Genomic DNA, 15,666 nt, shown 5'->3' with positions numbered 1-15,666 from the left:
GCGGGCCTCGCGGCGTCAGGTGCGTGCTCTGGGGGTCCCCCCTGCTCGAAGAGCTTGGGGGAGTGCCGGGCCCTGGCCCTCGTACTGGATGTACTTGGGTCAGGGCCCGGTGCGGCGAGTGGGGGTCCCCCCTGCTCGAAGAGCTTGGGGGAGCGTGCATGGCGTCGCGAGGCAGACGGGAGTTTGACGACAGGGCCTAGCCGCGTCCTCTGGAGCGGGCCGCCCGGGCGATGGTGACCACCGCCTTCTCCAGGGCGTACTCGGGGTCGTCGCCGCCGCCCTTGACGCCCGCGTCGGCCTCGGCCACCGCGCGGAGGGCGACGGCCACGCCGTCCGGGGTCCAGCCGCGCATCTGCTGCCGGACACGGTCGATCTTCCAGGGCGGCATGCCCAGTTCCCGGGCCAGGTCGGCCGGACGGCCGCCGCGCGCGGACGACAGCTTCCCGATCGCCCGCACCCCCTGGGCGAGGGCGCTGGTGATCATCACCGGTGCCACGCCGGTGGCCAGCGACCACCGCAGCGCCTCCAGTGCCTCCGCCGCCCGCCCCTCGACGGCCCGGTCGGCGACCGTGAAGCTGGAGGCCTCGGCCCGCCCGGTGTAGTAGCGGCCGACGACGGCCTCGTCGATCGTTCCCTCGACGTCGGCGGCCAACTGCGCCGCCGCCGACGCCAGCTCCCGCAGATCGCTGCCGATCGCGTCGACGAGCGCCTGGCACGCCTCCGGTGCGGCCGAGCGTCCGAGTCCGCGGAACTCGCCCCGTACGAAGGCGAGCCGGTCGGCCGGCTTGGTCATCTTCGGGCAGGCCACCTCGCGCGCGCCGGCCTTGCGCGCGGCGTCGAGCAGGCCCTTGCCCTTGGCGCCGCCCGCGTGCAGCAGCACCAGCGTGATCTCCTCGGCGGGCGCCCCCAGATACGCCTTGACGTCCTTGACCGTGTCGGCCGAGAGATCCTGCGCGTTGCGTACGACCACGACCTTGCGCTCGGCGAAGAGCGACGGACTGGTCAGCTCGGCGAGCGTGCCGGGCTGCAACTGGTCCGGGGTGAGGTCCCGTACGTCCGTGTCGGCGTCGGCGGCCCTGGCGGCGGCCACCACCTCCCGCACGGCACGGTCGAGCAGGAGGTCCTCCTGCCCCACGGCAAGCGTCACCGGGGCGAGAAGGTCGTCGTTCGCAGTCTTCCTGGCCATCGCGACAAGCATCCCACGGACCACCGACAACGCCCCCGGCGCATGGCGCGGGTCCACACGCCTGGGGGTCCGCGCGCCTAGGGCTCCTCGCGCCAGCCCTCCCACTCCGCCGCGAACGCGTCCAGCTCCGCCGGATCGAGCCGCTCCTCCTCGTCCCCGAGGACGACGAGCCACTGCGCGTCCTCGGCGTCGTCCTCACCGGCCAGCGCGTCACGGACGATCCGCGGCTCCTCGTCGACCGCGAACCGCTCCGCGAGCGCCTGCGCCACCTCCTCCGCGGTATCGCGGTCGGGCAGCACCAGCACGTGTCTCACATCGCTCACGCAGACATTCTCCGGCACCCGTTTCAGCCCTTGGACACGAGCTGCACATCGAGGCCGACCTTGATGCGCGGTCCCACCGCGGCGATCCCCCGCGCCAGCCTTGCTTGTGCACACACCGCTCGCTTTGAAGTGCTCTCCCACGTGGACGAGGGAGATTCCTGCCTACCTCGCGGTGGCCGGCTTGACGCCACGGGGGCGCCTGGCGACTGCCCTCCCGGCAGCCGGGATGAGCGCGTGGCCCATCCGGTACAGGTGCAAGATGTTCCGGGCTGCGTTCCAGTCGGCGTTGCCGGACCATCCACAGTCGGGGTTCTTGCACGCGAACGTGGCCTGGTCCTCCCGGCTGCCCGGCGTGGTGACACCACATGCCGAGCAGCGCAGGGAGGTGCCGGGGGCGGGAACCTTGTGCAGGGTGCCGCCGTGGCGGGCCATCTTGTACGTCAGCATCGTCACGGTGCGGCCCCATGCTTCCTGGCTGATGGAGCGGTTCAGGCCGGACTTCTGGGCGACGTTGCGGCCGGGTTCCTCGATGGTGCCCTTGGCGGACTTGACCATGTTGGTGATGTGCAGGTCTTCCACCACGACGGTGCCGTACCGCTTGGCGATGGTCGTGGTGGTCTTGTGCTGCCAGTCGACGGCTCGACGCTTGGCTCTCGCACGGAGCTGTTTGATCTGGTCGTAGGTGCGGTGCAGACGGCGGGAGGCCCTCTCCCCGCGCTTGCGGTGCTGCTCACGCTGGGCAGCGCGTCGTTCCAGGCCAAGCAGCTTGACCTTCTCCCGCGGGTTCAGCCACTTGTCCCGGTCGGCCTCCCCGCCGGAAAGACGGGGCGGGCGTCCGTGATCGTGGTGGTTGCCGTCCGACAGGGCGAGAGGCAGGTTCACCCCGGCGTCGATGCCGACTTCCGGGCCGGTGTGTGGCCCGGGCTCGGTCTCGAGGGTCTGGACGCGGAAGGCGATGTGCCAGCCGAGCGCGTCCTTGACCAGCCGGGCCCCGGTGACACGGTTGTCGGTGTCGGCGCGCTTGCCGACCGGGAGATCCTTTGTCCAGCGGAAGCGGACACGGCCGATCCTGGGGATATTGACCATGCCCCAGCGTCGGTGCACGCGGGTGATGTTCAAGTCCCGGCCCTGCGGGATGTCCACCGACATCACCGTGCGCGGGCGGGCCTTGAAGTTTGGCGCGTCGGCGCGGCCGTCCCAGCAGTTCCTCCACGCCTGGAAGTACGTCTTCAGTACTGCCTGCGCGGCCTGCGCCGGGAGCACGCCGAGCCAGTCGATCTCCTTACGCGCCCGGCGGATCGCCGCGTCTGCCGCGGCCAGGGAACGCTTCTCCTTCGCAAGCATCGTCCACCAGTCGTGCAGGCAGTTCCACAGGGTGCGGGCCGCGTGCGCCTGGTCGTCCATGAGCCGGATCTGCGCACGCGTCGGCACCAGTCGGGCACGATGCCCGAACTGCCGCTTCTGCCCTGCACGTTCCGTACTCATGCGATCACTGTACCGTTTGGTTCACGCCACCACGATGGAACCCGAATCGATGTACGCACCGGCTGCCACGTCGTCCACAACCTGCACGTCCAGGCGCGGCGTACGGCATCCGTGCCTCAGTCCCGCGCCACCCGCAAGCCTGCCCCCGACCCGGTGACCGCGAGCGCCCCGTCCCGGTCCGTGCGCAGCACCACCGTGCCCTCCGCGCGCAGCGCGGAGACGGTACGGGGAGCCGGGTGCCCGTACGGGTTGTCCGCACCGCAGGAGATCAACGCCAGCCGTGGGGCCACCACCCGTATCAGATCCGGGTTCTGGTACGCCGAGCCGTGGTGGGCGACCTTGAGCACGTCCACGTGCGCCAGTCGCGCGACCGCCGGGGAGTTCAACAGTGCCTCCTGGCCCGGGGGTTCGAGGTCCCCCAGCAGCAACAGCCGCAGCCCGCCGGAGCGGACGAGCAGCGTGACGCTGGCGTCGTTGGGGCCGTCCGGGTCCGGTGCCGGGGGCGGCGGTGGCGACAGCACCTGCCAGGTCAGGTCACCGGTGCCGCGCTGCTCCCCGGCGACGGCCCGGGTGAGCGGAATGCCGCGGGCTGCTGCCTCCTTCCGCACGAACGCGGCCTGCTGCGCGGGTTCTTCGTATCCGGTCGTCTCGATCGCGCCCACCGCGCGTCCACGCAGCACGCCCGGCAGGCCCGCCACGTGGTCGGCGTGGAAGTGGGTCAGCAGGACCAGCGGGACCCTGGTGATGCCGAGCTTGTGCAGGCAGTGGTCCACCAGTGCCGGGTCGGGGCCGGCGTCCACGACCACACCGGCACCGCGGCCCGCCGCGAGCACCGTCGCGTCGCCCTGCCCCACGTCGCACATCGCGAACCGCCATCCGGGCGGCGGCCAGCCGGTGATCACCCGGGTCAGCGGCGGCGGCTGCACGACCACCAGCAGGAGCAGCGCGCCGCAGAGCCCGCAGAGCCAGGGGTGCCTCAGCAGCCACCGGCCCACGATCACGGCCGCCGCCGTGACGAGCGCCAGCAGCAGGGCCCCGGTCCAGCTGTCCGGCCAGTCCACTCCCCCGCCGGGCTGGTCCGCCCCGGTCCGGGCCACGTCGGCGATCCACCCGGCCGGGCACCTCGCGCACCAGGCGAGCGCCTTCGCCGCGGGCATCGCCAGCGGTGCCGTCGCCAGCGCCGCGAAACCCAGCACGGTGGCGGGCGCGACGGCGGCCTCCGCGAGCAGGTTGCACGGCACCGCCACCAGGCTCACCCGGGCCGACAACACGACGACGACCGGCGCGCACAGCGCCTGCGCCGCGGCGGCCGCGGCCAGTGCCTCTGCGGCCCGGGCGGGCACCCGGCGCCGGCGCAGCGCCGCGCTCCAGCGGGGTGCGAGGGTGAGCAGGGCCCCGGTGGCCAGCACCGACAGCAGGAAGCCGTAACTGCGCGACAGCCACGGGTCGTAGAGCACCAGCAGCAGGACGGCCGTCGCCAGGGCCGGGAGCATCGTTCTGCGGCGCCCGGTCGCGAGGGCGAGCAGCGCCACCGCTCCGCAGGCCGCGGCCCGCAGCACGCTCGGGTCGGGCCGGCACACGACGACGAACCCCAGGGTGAGCGCCGCCCCGAGCAGCGCGGTACCGCGCAGGGGGAGGCCGAGCCGTGGTGCCAGGCCGCGGCGCTCGACCCGCTGGGCCAGGCCCGGTGGCCCCAGGAGCAGGACGAGCAGGATGGTGAGGTTGCTCCCGGAGACGGCCAGGAGGTGGGTGAGGTCCGTCGCCTTGAACGCCTCGTCGAGTTCGGGGGTGATCCGCGAGGTGTCCCCGACGACCAGGCCCGGCAGCAGCGCCCGCGCGTCCGGCGGCAGGCCGTCGGTCGCCGCCCGCAGTCCGGCGCGCAGCCGGCCCGCCAGCCGCTGCGGCGCGGACGGCTCCGCGACCACCTCCGGCGCTGCCCGGTCCCGGACCCGGAGGACCGCCGCGATCCGGTCGCCGCCCGTCATCGGGGGCTCCAGCCGCGCGGTCACTCTCAGCCGCGTGGACGGCAGCAGCCCGAGCCAGGGCGAGCGCTGCGCCCCTTCCGCGGGGTGCTCGTCGTGCCCGTCCGGTGGGCGTCCGGGTCTCCGCGGCGGGCCGTCGGCGCGGGCCGCCGGCCGCACAGCCGTGGTGACGAGGATCAGTACCGGAGTCCGGGTCACCACGGCTTCCGGCGAGCCGGGCCGGTCGACGCGCACCACCTCGGCGTCCATCCGTACCCAGGCGGGTGTCTGGTGGTCGCCGCGGATCCGGGGGCGGGTGAGGCGCGGGTCGGAGGTCAGCTCCACCTCGGCGGTCACCGTGGCGAACTGCCGTGCCAGCACGGGCACCGGACCGCGCCGGACGTCCGCCCCGTGGAGCCCGGCGGACACGGCGGCCGCGGCGGCACCGAGCAGCGCCGCGGCGGCGGAGGTGCGTGCCCAGGGTGCGTGCGCCCACGTGCGCCCGGCGGTGGCAGCAGCGGTGGCCGGCTGTCCCGCCGCGGATGTTCCACGTCCTCCGCGTCGTCGGCCGAGCAGGAGTACGGCGGCAGCGGCGAGGCAGACGATCACGAAGCCGGTCACCCGGCCCGTGGAGGCGTTCAGCGCCAGCGCCGCCGTCGCCCAGGCCGCGAGGGCGGGCGGGACGAGCCGCAGGTCTGCCGGTCCTTCCTGCCGGGGGTGGGCGGCTCCCAGCCGCTTGCCGGAGGCGGCGTGCACTGCCGGGCGGACATGGGGCGAGGCGGGCGGGTCCCCGGTGGGGGCGGGGCGGCCGGGTAACGCGGCGCCTCGCTCGGCGCCGGTGGCGATGGCGGTCGTGGCGGGGGCGGTGGTGGGGGCGGTCGTGGCGGGGGCGGTACCGGTGGCGGTGGCTACGCCGGTGCCAGTACCAGTGCCAGTGGCGGCGCCGATGCCAGTGGCGGAGTCGGCGCCGGTGGCGGTGGCTACGCCGGTGCCAGTACCAGTGCCAGTGGCGGAGTCGGTGCCGGTGGCGGGGTTCACGGGCTGACCAGATCGCGGAGATCCGCGAAGCGGCGGGTGCCGATGCCGCTGACCTCACGCAGTTGGTCCACCGAGCGGAAGCCGCCGTGCTGTGTGCGGTAGTCGACGATGCGCCCGGCCAGCACGGGACCGACGCCGGGCAGGGTCCGCAACTGGTCCGCGGTGGCCGTGTTGAGGGAGACCGGGGCCGTGGGCGTGCCCGCGCCACCCGTACCGGCCGCACCGACGGGGCCGCCCGGCCCGGGACCGTCCGGTGCGGCGGCAGGGGCCGGGCCACCGACGACGACCTGTTCACCGTCCACGAGGAAGCGGGCCCTGTTCAGGCCGTCGGTACTGGTGCCGGAACGCACCCCGCCGGCCGCCTGGAGCGCGTCGGCGACCCGCGATCCGGCCGGCAGGCGCTGGATTCCGGGGCGCCGGACCTTGCCGCTGACGTCCACCACGATCTCCGCGCCGGGAGATGCCGGGGCACCCCGCGCGGTGACCGGGGCACCGGCCGCGGTGGCCTTGTCCTGTCCCCCGTCCTCGTGGGGAGCCATGGCCCGCACCGCCTCGGGCGCCTGGACCGTCTGCGTACGGCCGGTCCAGAAGTGCTGCACGGCGAAGAGCGCGGCGACGACGAACAGCACCGTGAGCGCCACCACGTTCCGGCGCTCCAGGCCGCACCGCGACTGCAACCACAACGGCATCCGCTCGCGCACCGCCGCCCCGGCCCGCTCCCGCCAGTCCGGCACCCCAGCAGGATCCACGAGCCCCGCCTCGGCGCCGCCGCCCGTGTCCACGGCGGCGGCCCGCACAGCGACACCGGCCGCGCCTGTCCTTCCCACGACGGCGCCAAGTCCCCCATCAGCCGGGCCGGTCGGACGCGTGCCACCCACCGCGAGTGGGCCCGCGTCCGACGGGCCGGGCTCACTCGCGCCGACGCGGCCGAAGCCGGCCCCGGCCCCGGCCCGGGCCCGCGCACCCTCACCCGTCACCGGAACCGGCCCCGCACCAGCCTCCGGAGCCGGGCTCGCCCCGCTCACGGAAGCCCGGCCGGCGGAAACCCGGTCAACGGAAGCCCAGTCGGCTGAAACCCGGTCGACGGAAAGGCTGAAGGTGTTCAGGCAGGCGGGCTCGGCCTCGGGCCGGTGCCGGCGGCTCGGCGGCGCATGTGCCCCGTCCGGTGGGCGACCGGTCCCGTTCGGCGCCGCGGTGGCCCAGGACGGGCCGGGGCGGAGGGCGCGCGGCGGCGACGCGGCAGAGCCGGTCTTGTGCTGGGACGGGGCTTCCGGGGAAGTGCTGCCCGGCTCCTTGGCCCGGACCCCTCCTTCGGCGAACAGCGCCCGCGCGCGTCGGTGCAGATCCTCCGCCGAGGCGTGAGCGCCCCGGCGGGACGGTGGGCGGCGGTGGCGGGTGCGACCGTCCGAATCGGGGGCGCGGCCCGGCCCGCTGGTCGCCGCCGCGGTACGTGAGCGTGATCGAAGTGCCATGCCAGGAGCATCCGGCAAACCGGCACACCCGCGATGATCTTGCTCAATTTCCGGGGACTACCCCCTGGTTGTGGACAACTCGCCCACCCGTACGTGTCACCGGGACGAGACCACGACCCCCAGCAGCCCGGGGCCGGTGTGTGCGCCGATCACCGCTCCGACCTCGCTGACGTGCAGGTCGGCCAGGCCGGGCACCCGTGTGCGCAGCCGGTCCGCGAGGGCCGACGCCCGTTCGGGAGCGGCGAGATGGTGGACGGCGACATCGACGTCGGCGCCGCCCGCGCGCTCGGCCACGATCTCCTCCAGACGGGCGATCGCCTTCGAAGCGGTGCGCACCTTCTCCAGGAGCTCGATCCGGCCGTCCTGCAACTGGAGCAGCGGTTTCACGGCGAGCGCGGAACCCAGCAGCGCCTGCGCCGCGCCGATGCGGCCGCCGCGGCGCAGATAGTCGAGGGTGTCGACGTAGAAGAAGGCGGAGGTTCCCTCGGCACGCTTCTCGGCGGCGGCGACCGCCTCGTCCACCGTGCCGCCGGCCTCCGCGGTCTCGGCCGCGGCCAGGGCGCAGAAGCCGAGCGCCATCGCCACCATCCCGGTGTCCACCACCCGTACCGGCACCGGCGCCTCCCGAGCGGCGAGCACCGCGGCGTCGTACGTGCCGGAGAGTTCCGCGGACAGATGCAGGGAGACGATGGCGTTCGCGCCGGACTCCGCGACCCTGCGGTAGGTCTCGGCGAACAGCTCGGGGCTGGGCCGCGAGGTCGTGACGGGACGCCGCTTCTGCAGCGCCTGGGCGAGGGAACGCGTCGAGATCTCGGTGCCCTCTTCGAGCGCCTGGTCGCCGAGGACGACGGTCAGCGGAACCGCGGTGATGCCGTGACGCTCCATCGTCCGCGGCGGCAGGTAGGCCGTTGAATCGGTGATGATCGCGACATGGCGGGACATGAGCTGGAGGTTACCTGCCGTAGTGCCCCGACGGCAGCCCAGCCCCACTCACCGGGTCGTGCGTGGCCGGATCGGGCCGCGCTCAAGTCGTGCTCTCGGGGCGGGGCTTCTTCTGCCAGGGATAGGCGGGGCGACGGCCCGACGGGGTGATGGCGGGCCGGTCCGGCTCCTCGGCGGAGGCCTGCCGCGCGGTGCCGGGCCAGGCCTGCGGGTGCGGGTCCGCCGCGGCGGCCGGTGGTGTGGTCGACGTCCCAGTCGTCGTCCCGGTCGTCGGCTCGGTCTTGGTCCAGTGGCGCAGCGCGCCGGCCTCCACGTCGATCTGGGCACTCAGCGTGTCCAGGTCGTCCTCGGCGAAGCGGCGGGCGCGGTCGCGGGCCGCCCAGCGCAGGGAGTCGGCCGATTCCGTGATGCGCCGGGTGCGTTCACGCAGGGCCGGGAGCCGCTCGCGGAGCGTCGCCCGGTCCGGCTCGGCCTCCAGGCGCTTGAGGTCGTGGTCCAGTTCGCGCCCGTGCGTGCTGAGCCGCTCGAACAGGGCGATGGACTCCTTCAGGGACTCGTCCTCGCGCACGCCCGCGTGCAGGGCGTCCTGGGTGGCGCGCATCGAGGTGCGCAGGGCGAGCCGGAGCTGGGCCAGTTCACCCGCCGGGCCGGGCTGGGTGAAGGACTTGGCCCGCAGCGTGTGGTCCTCGACCGTGCGGCGGGCCTGGGTGATGGTGCGGTCCACACTGCGCTTGGCTGCCCCGACCACCTTCACCGCGGCGTAGGCGCCGAGCGCCAGGAAGACCACGAAGAGGAGGACGAGGACGGTGACGACTGTTTCCACGGCGCTCCTCCTCCGGCTCGCGGCACCGGTCGCGCCGCCCCTCCACGGTAAACGCAACGGGCAGGTCCCGGGTTCCGGAAGAACCCCGAACCTGCCCGTAGGGGACTACCCCGAGGCACTCACGCCGGAACGATGTTCACCAGCTTCGGCGCCCGTACGATCACCTTGCGGATGCCCGCGCCCTCCAGCGCCGCGACGACCTTCTCGTCGGCCAGCGCCGCCTTCTCCAGGTCCTCCTCGGAGATGGCCGGGGAGACCTCCAGGCGCGCCTTCACCTTGCCCTTGATCTGGACGACGCAGGTCACGGTCTCGTCGACGACGTACGCCGGGTCGGCGACGGGGAAGTCCTGGTGGACGACCGAGCCGGTGTGACCCAGCTTGCGCCACAGCTCCTCGGCGATGTGCGGGGCCAGCGGGGCGACCATCAGCACCAGCGACGCGGCGACCGAGCGCGGCACGGGCCGGCCCGTCTTGGTCAGGTGGTTGTTCAGCTCCGTCACCTTGGCGATGGCGGTGTTGAAGCGCAGGCCCTCCAGGTCCTGGCGGACGCCGTCGATCGCCTTGTGCAGGGCGCGCAGCGTCTCCACGTCGACGTCGGCGTCCTCGGCGTCGACGACGGTCACCTCGCCGGTCGACTCGTCGACGATGTTGCGCCACAGCCGCTGGAGCAGCCGGAACTGGCCCACCACCGCGCGCGTGTCCCACGGCCGGGACACGTCCAGCGGGCCCATCGCCATCTCGTACAGGCGCAGCGTGTCGGCGCCGTACTCGGCGCAGATCTCGTCCGGAGTGACCGCGTTCTTCAGGGACTTGCCCATCTTGCCCAGCAGGCGGCTGACCTTCTCGCCCTGGTAGTAGTAGGCGCCGTCGCGCTCCTCCACCTCGGCGGCCGGCACCGCGATGCCGCGGGCGTCCCGGTAGACGTAGGCCTGGATCATGCCCTGGTTGAACAGCTTGTGGAACGGCTCCGCGGAGGAGACGTACCCCAGGTCGTACAGGACCTTGGACCAGAAGCGCGCGTACAGCAGGTGCAGCACGGCGTGCTCGGCGCCGCCGACGTACAGGTCGACGCCGCCGTGCGGCATGCCCTCGCGCGGGCCCATCCAGTAGCGCTCGGTCTCCGGGTCGACCAGCCGGCGGTCGTTGTGCGGGTCCAGGTAGCGGAACTCGTACCAGCAGGAACCGGCCCAGTTGGGCATGGTGTTGGTCTCGCGGCGGTACTTCTTCGGCCCGTCGCCCAGGTCCAGGGTGACGTTGACCCAGTCCTCGTTGCGCGACAGCGGCGTCTCGGGCTGGGTGTCGGCGTCGTCCGGGTCGAAGGTGCGCGGCGAGTAGTCCTCGACCTCGGGCAGCTCCAGCGGCAGCATCGACTCGGGCAGCGCGTGGGCCACGCCGTCCTCGTCGTAGACGATCGGGAAGGGCTCGCCCCAGTAGCGCTGGCGGCTGAACAGCCAGTCGCGCAGGCGGAAGTTGACGGTGCCCTCGCCGATGCCCCGGCGCTCCAGCCACTCGGTGATGCGCGCCTTGGCGTCGGCGACGCCCAGGCCGTCCAGCTTCACGTCGTCGCCGGCGGAGTTCACGATCTTCGCGTCGTAGGAAGCGAAGGCGTCGTCCCAGGTCGAGGGGTCCGTGCCGCGGTCGTCGTCCGGCTCGACGACGCAGCGCATCGGCAGTTCGAAGGCGCGCGCGAAGGCGAAGTCGCGGCTGTCGTGGGCGGGGACGGCCATGATCGCGCCAGTGCCGTAGCCCATCAGGACGTAGTCGGCGATGAAGACCGGGATCTTCTCGCCGTTGACCGGGTTGACGGCGAACGCGCCGGTGAAGACACCGGTCTTGTCCTTGGCCTCGGCCTGCCGCTCCACGTCCGACTTCGAGGCGGCCTGGGCGCGGTAGGCGGCGACGGCCTCGGCCGGGGTGGCGTGGCCGCCGGTCCAGACCTCGTGGGTGCCCTGGGGCCAGGCGGCCGGGGTGAACTTCTCCACCAGCGGGTGCTCGGGCGCCAGCACCATGTAGGTCGCACCGAACAGGGTGTCCTGGCGGGTGGTGAAGATCGTGATCTGCTCGCCGTCGATCGGGAAGTCGACGCGGGCGCCCTCGGAGCGGCCGATCCAGTTGCGCTGCTGGAGCTTGATGGCCTCGGGCCAGTCCAGCTCCTCCAGGTCGTCCAGCAGCCGGTCGGCGTAGGCGGTGATGCGCATGTTCCACTGGCGCAGCTTGGCCTTGAAGACCGGGAAGTTGCCGCGCTCGGACCGGCCGTCGGCGGTGACCTCCTCGTTGGCCAGCACGGTGCCGAGGCCGGGGCACCAGTTGACGGGCGCGTCGGAGGCGTACGCCAGGCGGAACTCGCCCAGGACCTCCGCGCGCTCGGCGGCGCTCAGCTCGGGCCACGCGCGCGTGTGCCCGGGCACGGCCCGCTCACCGGACTCGAACTGGGCGATCAGCTGGGAGATCGGACGGGCCTTGTCGGCCTCGTCGTCGTACCAGGAGTTGAAGATCTGCAGGAAGATCCACTGGGTCCACTTGTAGTAGTCCGGGTCGATCGTGGCGAACGACCGGCGCTTGTCGTGGCCCAGGCCCAGCCGGCGCAGCTGGGACTTCATGTTGGCGATGTTGGCCTCGGTGGACACCCGCGGGTGCGTGCCGGTCTGCACGGCGTACTGCTCGGCGGGCAGGCCGAAAGCGTCGAAGCCCAGGGTGTGCAGGACGTTGTGGCCGGTCATCCGCTGGAAGCGGGCGTACACGTCGGTGGCGATGTACCCCAGCGGGTGGCCGACGTGCAGGCCCGCGCCGGAGGGGTACGGGAACATGTCCATGATGAACTTCTTGGGCTTGGCGACCAGCTCGGGGTCGCCCGCCAGGTCGCCCTTGGGGTTCGGTGCCGCGTAGGTGCCGTCGGCGTCCCAGAAGTCCTGCCAGCGTGCCTCGATCTCGGCCGCCACGGCGGCCGTGTAGCGGTGCGGCGCTGCCTCCGCCGACACGGCGGCGGCGGCAGCGGGGTTCGTCTCGCTCATGATCCTCAAAGCTCCATCGATCGTCTCTGCCTACGGCTGCGACTTCCAGAAACGAAAAATCCCCTCGCACAGGAGGGGACGCCGCGCCGATGCCAACCACCCGATTGACCCGGCGGTCGGGACTGATCAGCGCGGCTCGCTAAGCAGAAGGCGTACGGCACGCATGGCGTCAGGGTACCGCAGCCGTCGAGTGCGCGGCGACGAGCGTCCACGGGGCGGGACGCGGACTCCGGCGAGTCGTGCAGGACCGGGGGTTCGTTGGTGAAGGTTCGGAAAAGCTGAACATCATTCAAATTTAACCCGGCGTAACGGAGCCTATGGGGACAACCCGAGCCACGGAGGCGCCGTTGATAACAACGCAATAACTCAAAGGGCGTACCGCTCGGTTTGGAGCCACTTAGAGTGCGTGCCCGGGACCGCTTTCCCGAACCGCTCGGAGTCGCCCCCCATGAAACCTCGTCGCAGTAACAGCTCCCTCCCCAAACCCGGCCGCTCGGCCTATGGGGTGGCGTCAGCTGTCGTCCTGCTCCTCATACCCGTGGTCGTGCTGGCCGGAGGCAGCCAGTTCCGCGAGTTCCTGAACTTCGGCGCGGGCGTGCTCTCCCTCGTCTCGCTCAGCTGCTCGGTGATCTGGGGCCTGGTCGCCCAGGACCGGATCGTCCTCAACACACGCCAGCGGATCGTGGGCCAGGCGGTGCACCGGACCACCGCGGTCGCCTCGATCGCGTTCCTCCTGGTGCACATCACCACCAAGATCGCGCTGGGGCACACCCAGCTGATCGCCGCGCTGGTCCCGTTCTCGCTCGGCGTCACCGGAATCGAGGGCCTGGTCGGCCTCGGCTCCCTGGCCGGTCTGCTGATGATCTTCGTCGGCGTCACCGGCGCGCTGCGCGGCAACTTCGCCACCCCCGCCCCGGTCGCGGCCCGCTGGCGGGCGATGCACATGCTGGCCTACCCCGCCTGGTGCGCGGCGCTGGTGCACGGCCTGTACGCGGGCCGGGAGGCCAAGCCGATCTTCGTCATCCTCTACAGCCTGTCCCTGCTGGGCGTCATGGCGGCCCTGGCCGTGCGCACGGCGCCGCGCCCGTTCAAGCGCAGGCTCGCCGAGCGGCTCGTGTCGGTGCTGGGCGGCGGCGAGCGGCCGGAGCTGGAGGACCTGGACGCGAGCCGGGCCAGGGCCTCGGACTCCGCGCTGCCGGGCTACGGGACCGCACGCGGCGCGATGCCCCCCCGCGCCGAGGCGACCAGGCCGGCACCGGGCGGTCCGCGTCCCTCCTCGACGCTGTACGACACCCCGGCGCCCGCCGCGGAGCCCGAGCCCGCCCCCGGCTTCGCGGCCGCGTACCGGGCCGTCGCGACGCCGGCGCGCGACCGGCAGCCCTTCGCGGCCGACCCGACCGCGCGCACGAACATGCCGTTCGACCCGCAGGCCACGGGGGCGACGCAGCGCGTGGACGGGCCCGGCAGCACCTCGGGCAGCTGGCCGGTCCCCTCGCCGCCGCCGGTCGGCGAGGCGCCCCCGTCGGCCTACGACCCGCTGAACGACACGGGATACACCATCCCGACCTATGGCAGTCCGGGCCCTGCCGCGGGCGCCACCGGGTACGGCGGACGTGACGTGTACGACACCGGTGAGACGAACGCCCCCTACGGCACGTACATCCCCAACGACACGTACAACAGCGGTCCCGCCACTGAAACACCGCCCGGCGCCTCCTACGACGCGCCGGGTTCGGGCGAACCTTGGAACACGCCTTCCGGAGGCTACAGGTGAACGAGGCCCTGCCCGACGTCCCCGAAGTCCGCGTGGTCGGGCTTCCCCAGCTCACGTCGGGCTTCGACCTTGTCGAAAGACTCGATCTGCCCATGCACCTGAAGGTGCACGGGCCGCTCGAACCATTGGGCGGCGAGCAGCTCGCGCAGCTCGCCGAAGCCGTCCATCTGAAGGGCCGCGGCGGCGCGGGCTTCCCCTTCCACAGGAAGCTGCGCTCGGTCGCCGAGTCGGCGATCAAACGCGGCGTACGGCCGGTCGTCGTCGTCAACGGCAGCGAGGACGAACCGGCCTGCCGCAAGGACACGGTCCTGATCAACCGTGCCCCGCACCTCATCCTGGACGGGGCCCTGCTGTGCGCGGAGGCCCTCGGTGCCCGCACTCTCGTGGTGGGGGTCACCAGGGAGTCCACCCAGCGCTCCATGGAGGCCGCGCTCGCCGAACGCGGCCTGAGCAACAGCCGCCGGTCGGCTCTGCGCGCGAGCGTGCAGCGCAACCCCGTGCGCATGGTCACGGGCGCGGCCGCGTCGCTGATCCGTTCCATCGACGGCGGTCCGGCGATCCCGCCGGGCCGCAAGACCAGCGCCTCGCGCAACGGCGTGGGCGGCGCTCCCACGCTGCTGTCCAACGCGGAGACCTTCGCCCAGCTGGCGATCGCCGCCCGCATCGGCCCGGAGCGCTACGGCAACACCGGCCTGTACGACGAGCCGGGCACCGTGATGCTGACCATCTCCGGCGCCGTCGCCCGCCCCATGGTGGTCGAGGCGCCGACCGGGGTGCCGCTGCGCTACGTCCTTCAGCTCGCCGGCGCCCCGCCGGTGCCGCAGGGCGTGCTGACCGGCGGCTACCACGGCAAGTGGATCGACGCGGCCACCGTCAACGAGGCGATCGTCTCGCGCAACTCCCTGGACGCGGTGGGCGGTTCGCTCGGCGCCGGGGCGATTTTGCCGATCAGTCAGGAGACCTGCCCGCTGGGCGAGTCGCTCCAGGTGGCGAAGTGGCTGGCGGAGGAGAGCGCGGGCCAGTGCGGTCCCTGCTACCTCGGTCTGCCGGCCGCCGCGCGCGGCATGGAGGACATCCTGAACGGCGGCGGCCCGGCCGCCCTGGAGGCCCTCAAGCAGGTCGCCAAGAACGTCAAGCGGCGCGGCGCGTGCTCGCACCCCGACGGCTCGGCGATGTTCCTGGAGTCGACCGTCAAGGCGTTCACCGACGACCTGGCCGCGCATGTCCTCGGCAACGGCTGCGGACGCCCCGTGGAGGGCGTCCTGCCGCTCTTCGAGGGCGGCCGGGCTCCCACCGGCGTCCCCGGCGGCGTCGAGGACGAGGAGTCCGGCTCCAGCCGGCAGAAGATCCACGTCGACTGGACGCTGTGCCGGGGACACGGCCTGTGCGCGGACATCCTCCCGGAGGTCTTCGAACTGGGCGCCGACGGCTTCCCGACCGTCGCCCAGGCGAAGGTTCCGCGCTACGCGGAGGCCAAGGCCCTGCGCGCCGTGCGCCGCTGCCCGGCGCTGGCCCTGCGCCTGGAGGAGGACACCCGCTCGCAGGCACCGTCGCGCAATCTGCCGGTCCTCTCCCAGGGACGCGGCCGCCGCGCTCTGGGCCGCTGAGCACACGCGACGGCGGGTCGCCCTCCGCGACGGGGGCGGCCCGC

At 73.1% G+C, this 15,666-nt stretch carries 10 protein-coding genes; 2 read left to right on the top strand and 8 right to left on the bottom strand.

Annotated features, from left to right (window positions below; genetic code table 11):
- Positions 1-196 precede the first annotated feature (196 nt).
- From holA to leuS, 8 genes are all read right to left on the bottom strand, one after another.
- Entirely contained in the window at positions 197-1,186 is a 990-nt protein-coding gene (gene holA, locus ACTYVM_RS04305; RefSeq protein ID WP_445524614.1) for a DNA polymerase III subunit delta, read from the bottom strand.
- A 77-nt stretch (positions 1,187-1,263) separates the two neighbouring features.
- Positions 1,264-1,509: a hypothetical protein gene (locus ACTYVM_RS04300; protein ID WP_445524613.1), complete on the bottom strand. Its 246-nt coding sequence runs from the start codon at positions 1,507-1,509 to the stop codon at positions 1,264-1,266.
- Positions 1,510-1,671: 162 nt separating this feature from the next.
- Complete coding sequence (locus tag ACTYVM_RS04295) at positions 1,672-2,994, bottom strand: RNA-guided endonuclease InsQ/TnpB family protein (protein ID WP_445524612.1); 1,323 nt, start codon at positions 2,992-2,994, stop codon at positions 1,672-1,674.
- Between the two features lie 116 nt (positions 2,995-3,110).
- Positions 3,111-5,711, bottom strand: a complete 2,601-nt coding sequence (locus ACTYVM_RS04290) for a ComEC/Rec2 family competence protein (RefSeq protein WP_445524616.1) — start codon at positions 5,709-5,711, stop codon at positions 3,111-3,113.
- A gap of 278 nt (positions 5,712-5,989) precedes the next feature.
- Positions 5,990-6,820 carry a ComEA family DNA-binding protein gene (locus ACTYVM_RS04285; protein ID WP_445524611.1) on the bottom strand — a complete coding sequence of 277 codons (831 nt, stop codon included), beginning with the start codon at positions 6,818-6,820 and terminating at the stop codon, positions 5,990-5,992.
- A 741-nt stretch (positions 6,821-7,561) separates the two neighbouring features.
- A complete protein-coding gene (locus ACTYVM_RS04280) occupies positions 7,562-8,407 on the bottom strand; it encodes a DegV family protein (protein ID WP_445524610.1) in 846 nt (281 codons plus the stop codon).
- 82 nt (positions 8,408-8,489) lie between these two features.
- Positions 8,490-9,230, bottom strand: coding sequence for a hypothetical protein (locus ACTYVM_RS04275; protein WP_445524609.1), 741 nt, complete (start codon positions 9,228-9,230; stop codon positions 8,490-8,492).
- 119 nt (positions 9,231-9,349) lie between these two features.
- The gene (gene leuS, locus ACTYVM_RS04270) at positions 9,350-12,241 is read right to left on the bottom strand and encodes a leucine--tRNA ligase (RefSeq protein ID WP_445524608.1); all 2,892 of its coding nucleotides are present in this window, start codon (positions 12,239-12,241) and stop codon (positions 9,350-9,352) included.
- Between the two features lie 448 nt (positions 12,242-12,689).
- Between leuS and ACTYVM_RS04265 the strand changes: the two genes are divergently transcribed.
- Together ACTYVM_RS04265 and ACTYVM_RS04260 are read left to right on the top strand one after the other, a co-directional pair.
- Entirely contained in the window at positions 12,690-14,015 is a 1,326-nt protein-coding gene (locus ACTYVM_RS04265) for a ferric reductase-like transmembrane domain-containing protein (protein ID WP_445524607.1), read from the top strand.
- On the top strand, positions 14,012-15,622 hold the full coding sequence (locus tag ACTYVM_RS04260; protein ID WP_400025226.1) for an NADH-ubiquinone oxidoreductase-F iron-sulfur binding region domain-containing protein: 1,611 nt from the start codon (positions 14,012-14,014) through the stop codon (positions 15,620-15,622). The genes ACTYVM_RS04265 and ACTYVM_RS04260 overlap by 4 nt, the downstream gene beginning before the upstream one ends.
- Positions 15,623-15,666: the final 44 nt, after the last annotated feature.

The organism is Streptomyces cyslabdanicus (assembly GCF_052663305.1).
This window is presented reverse-complemented; position numbering and strand designations above follow the sequence as displayed.

What these genes read in the sequence shown, in the direction of transcription:
- ACTYVM_RS04295 (WP_445524612.1), bottom strand. Translation starts at nt 2,994, where the DNA reads ATGAGTACGGAACGTGCAGGGCAGAAGCGGCAGTTCGGGCATCGTGCC.
- ACTYVM_RS04280 (WP_445524610.1), bottom strand. Translation starts at nt 8,407, where the DNA reads ATGTCCCGCCATGTCGCGATCATCACCGATTCAACGGCCTACCTGCCG.
- ACTYVM_RS04265 (WP_445524607.1), top strand. Translation starts at nt 12,690, where the DNA reads ATGAAACCTCGTCGCAGTAACAGCTCCCTCCCCAAACCCGGCCGCTCG.
- leuS (WP_445524608.1), bottom strand. Translation starts at nt 12,241, where the DNA reads ATGAGCGAGACGAACCCCGCTGCCGCCGCCGCCGTGTCGGCGGAGGCA.
- holA (WP_445524614.1), bottom strand. Translation starts at nt 1,186, where the DNA reads ATGGCCAGGAAGACTGCGAACGACGACCTTCTCGCCCCGGTGACGCTT.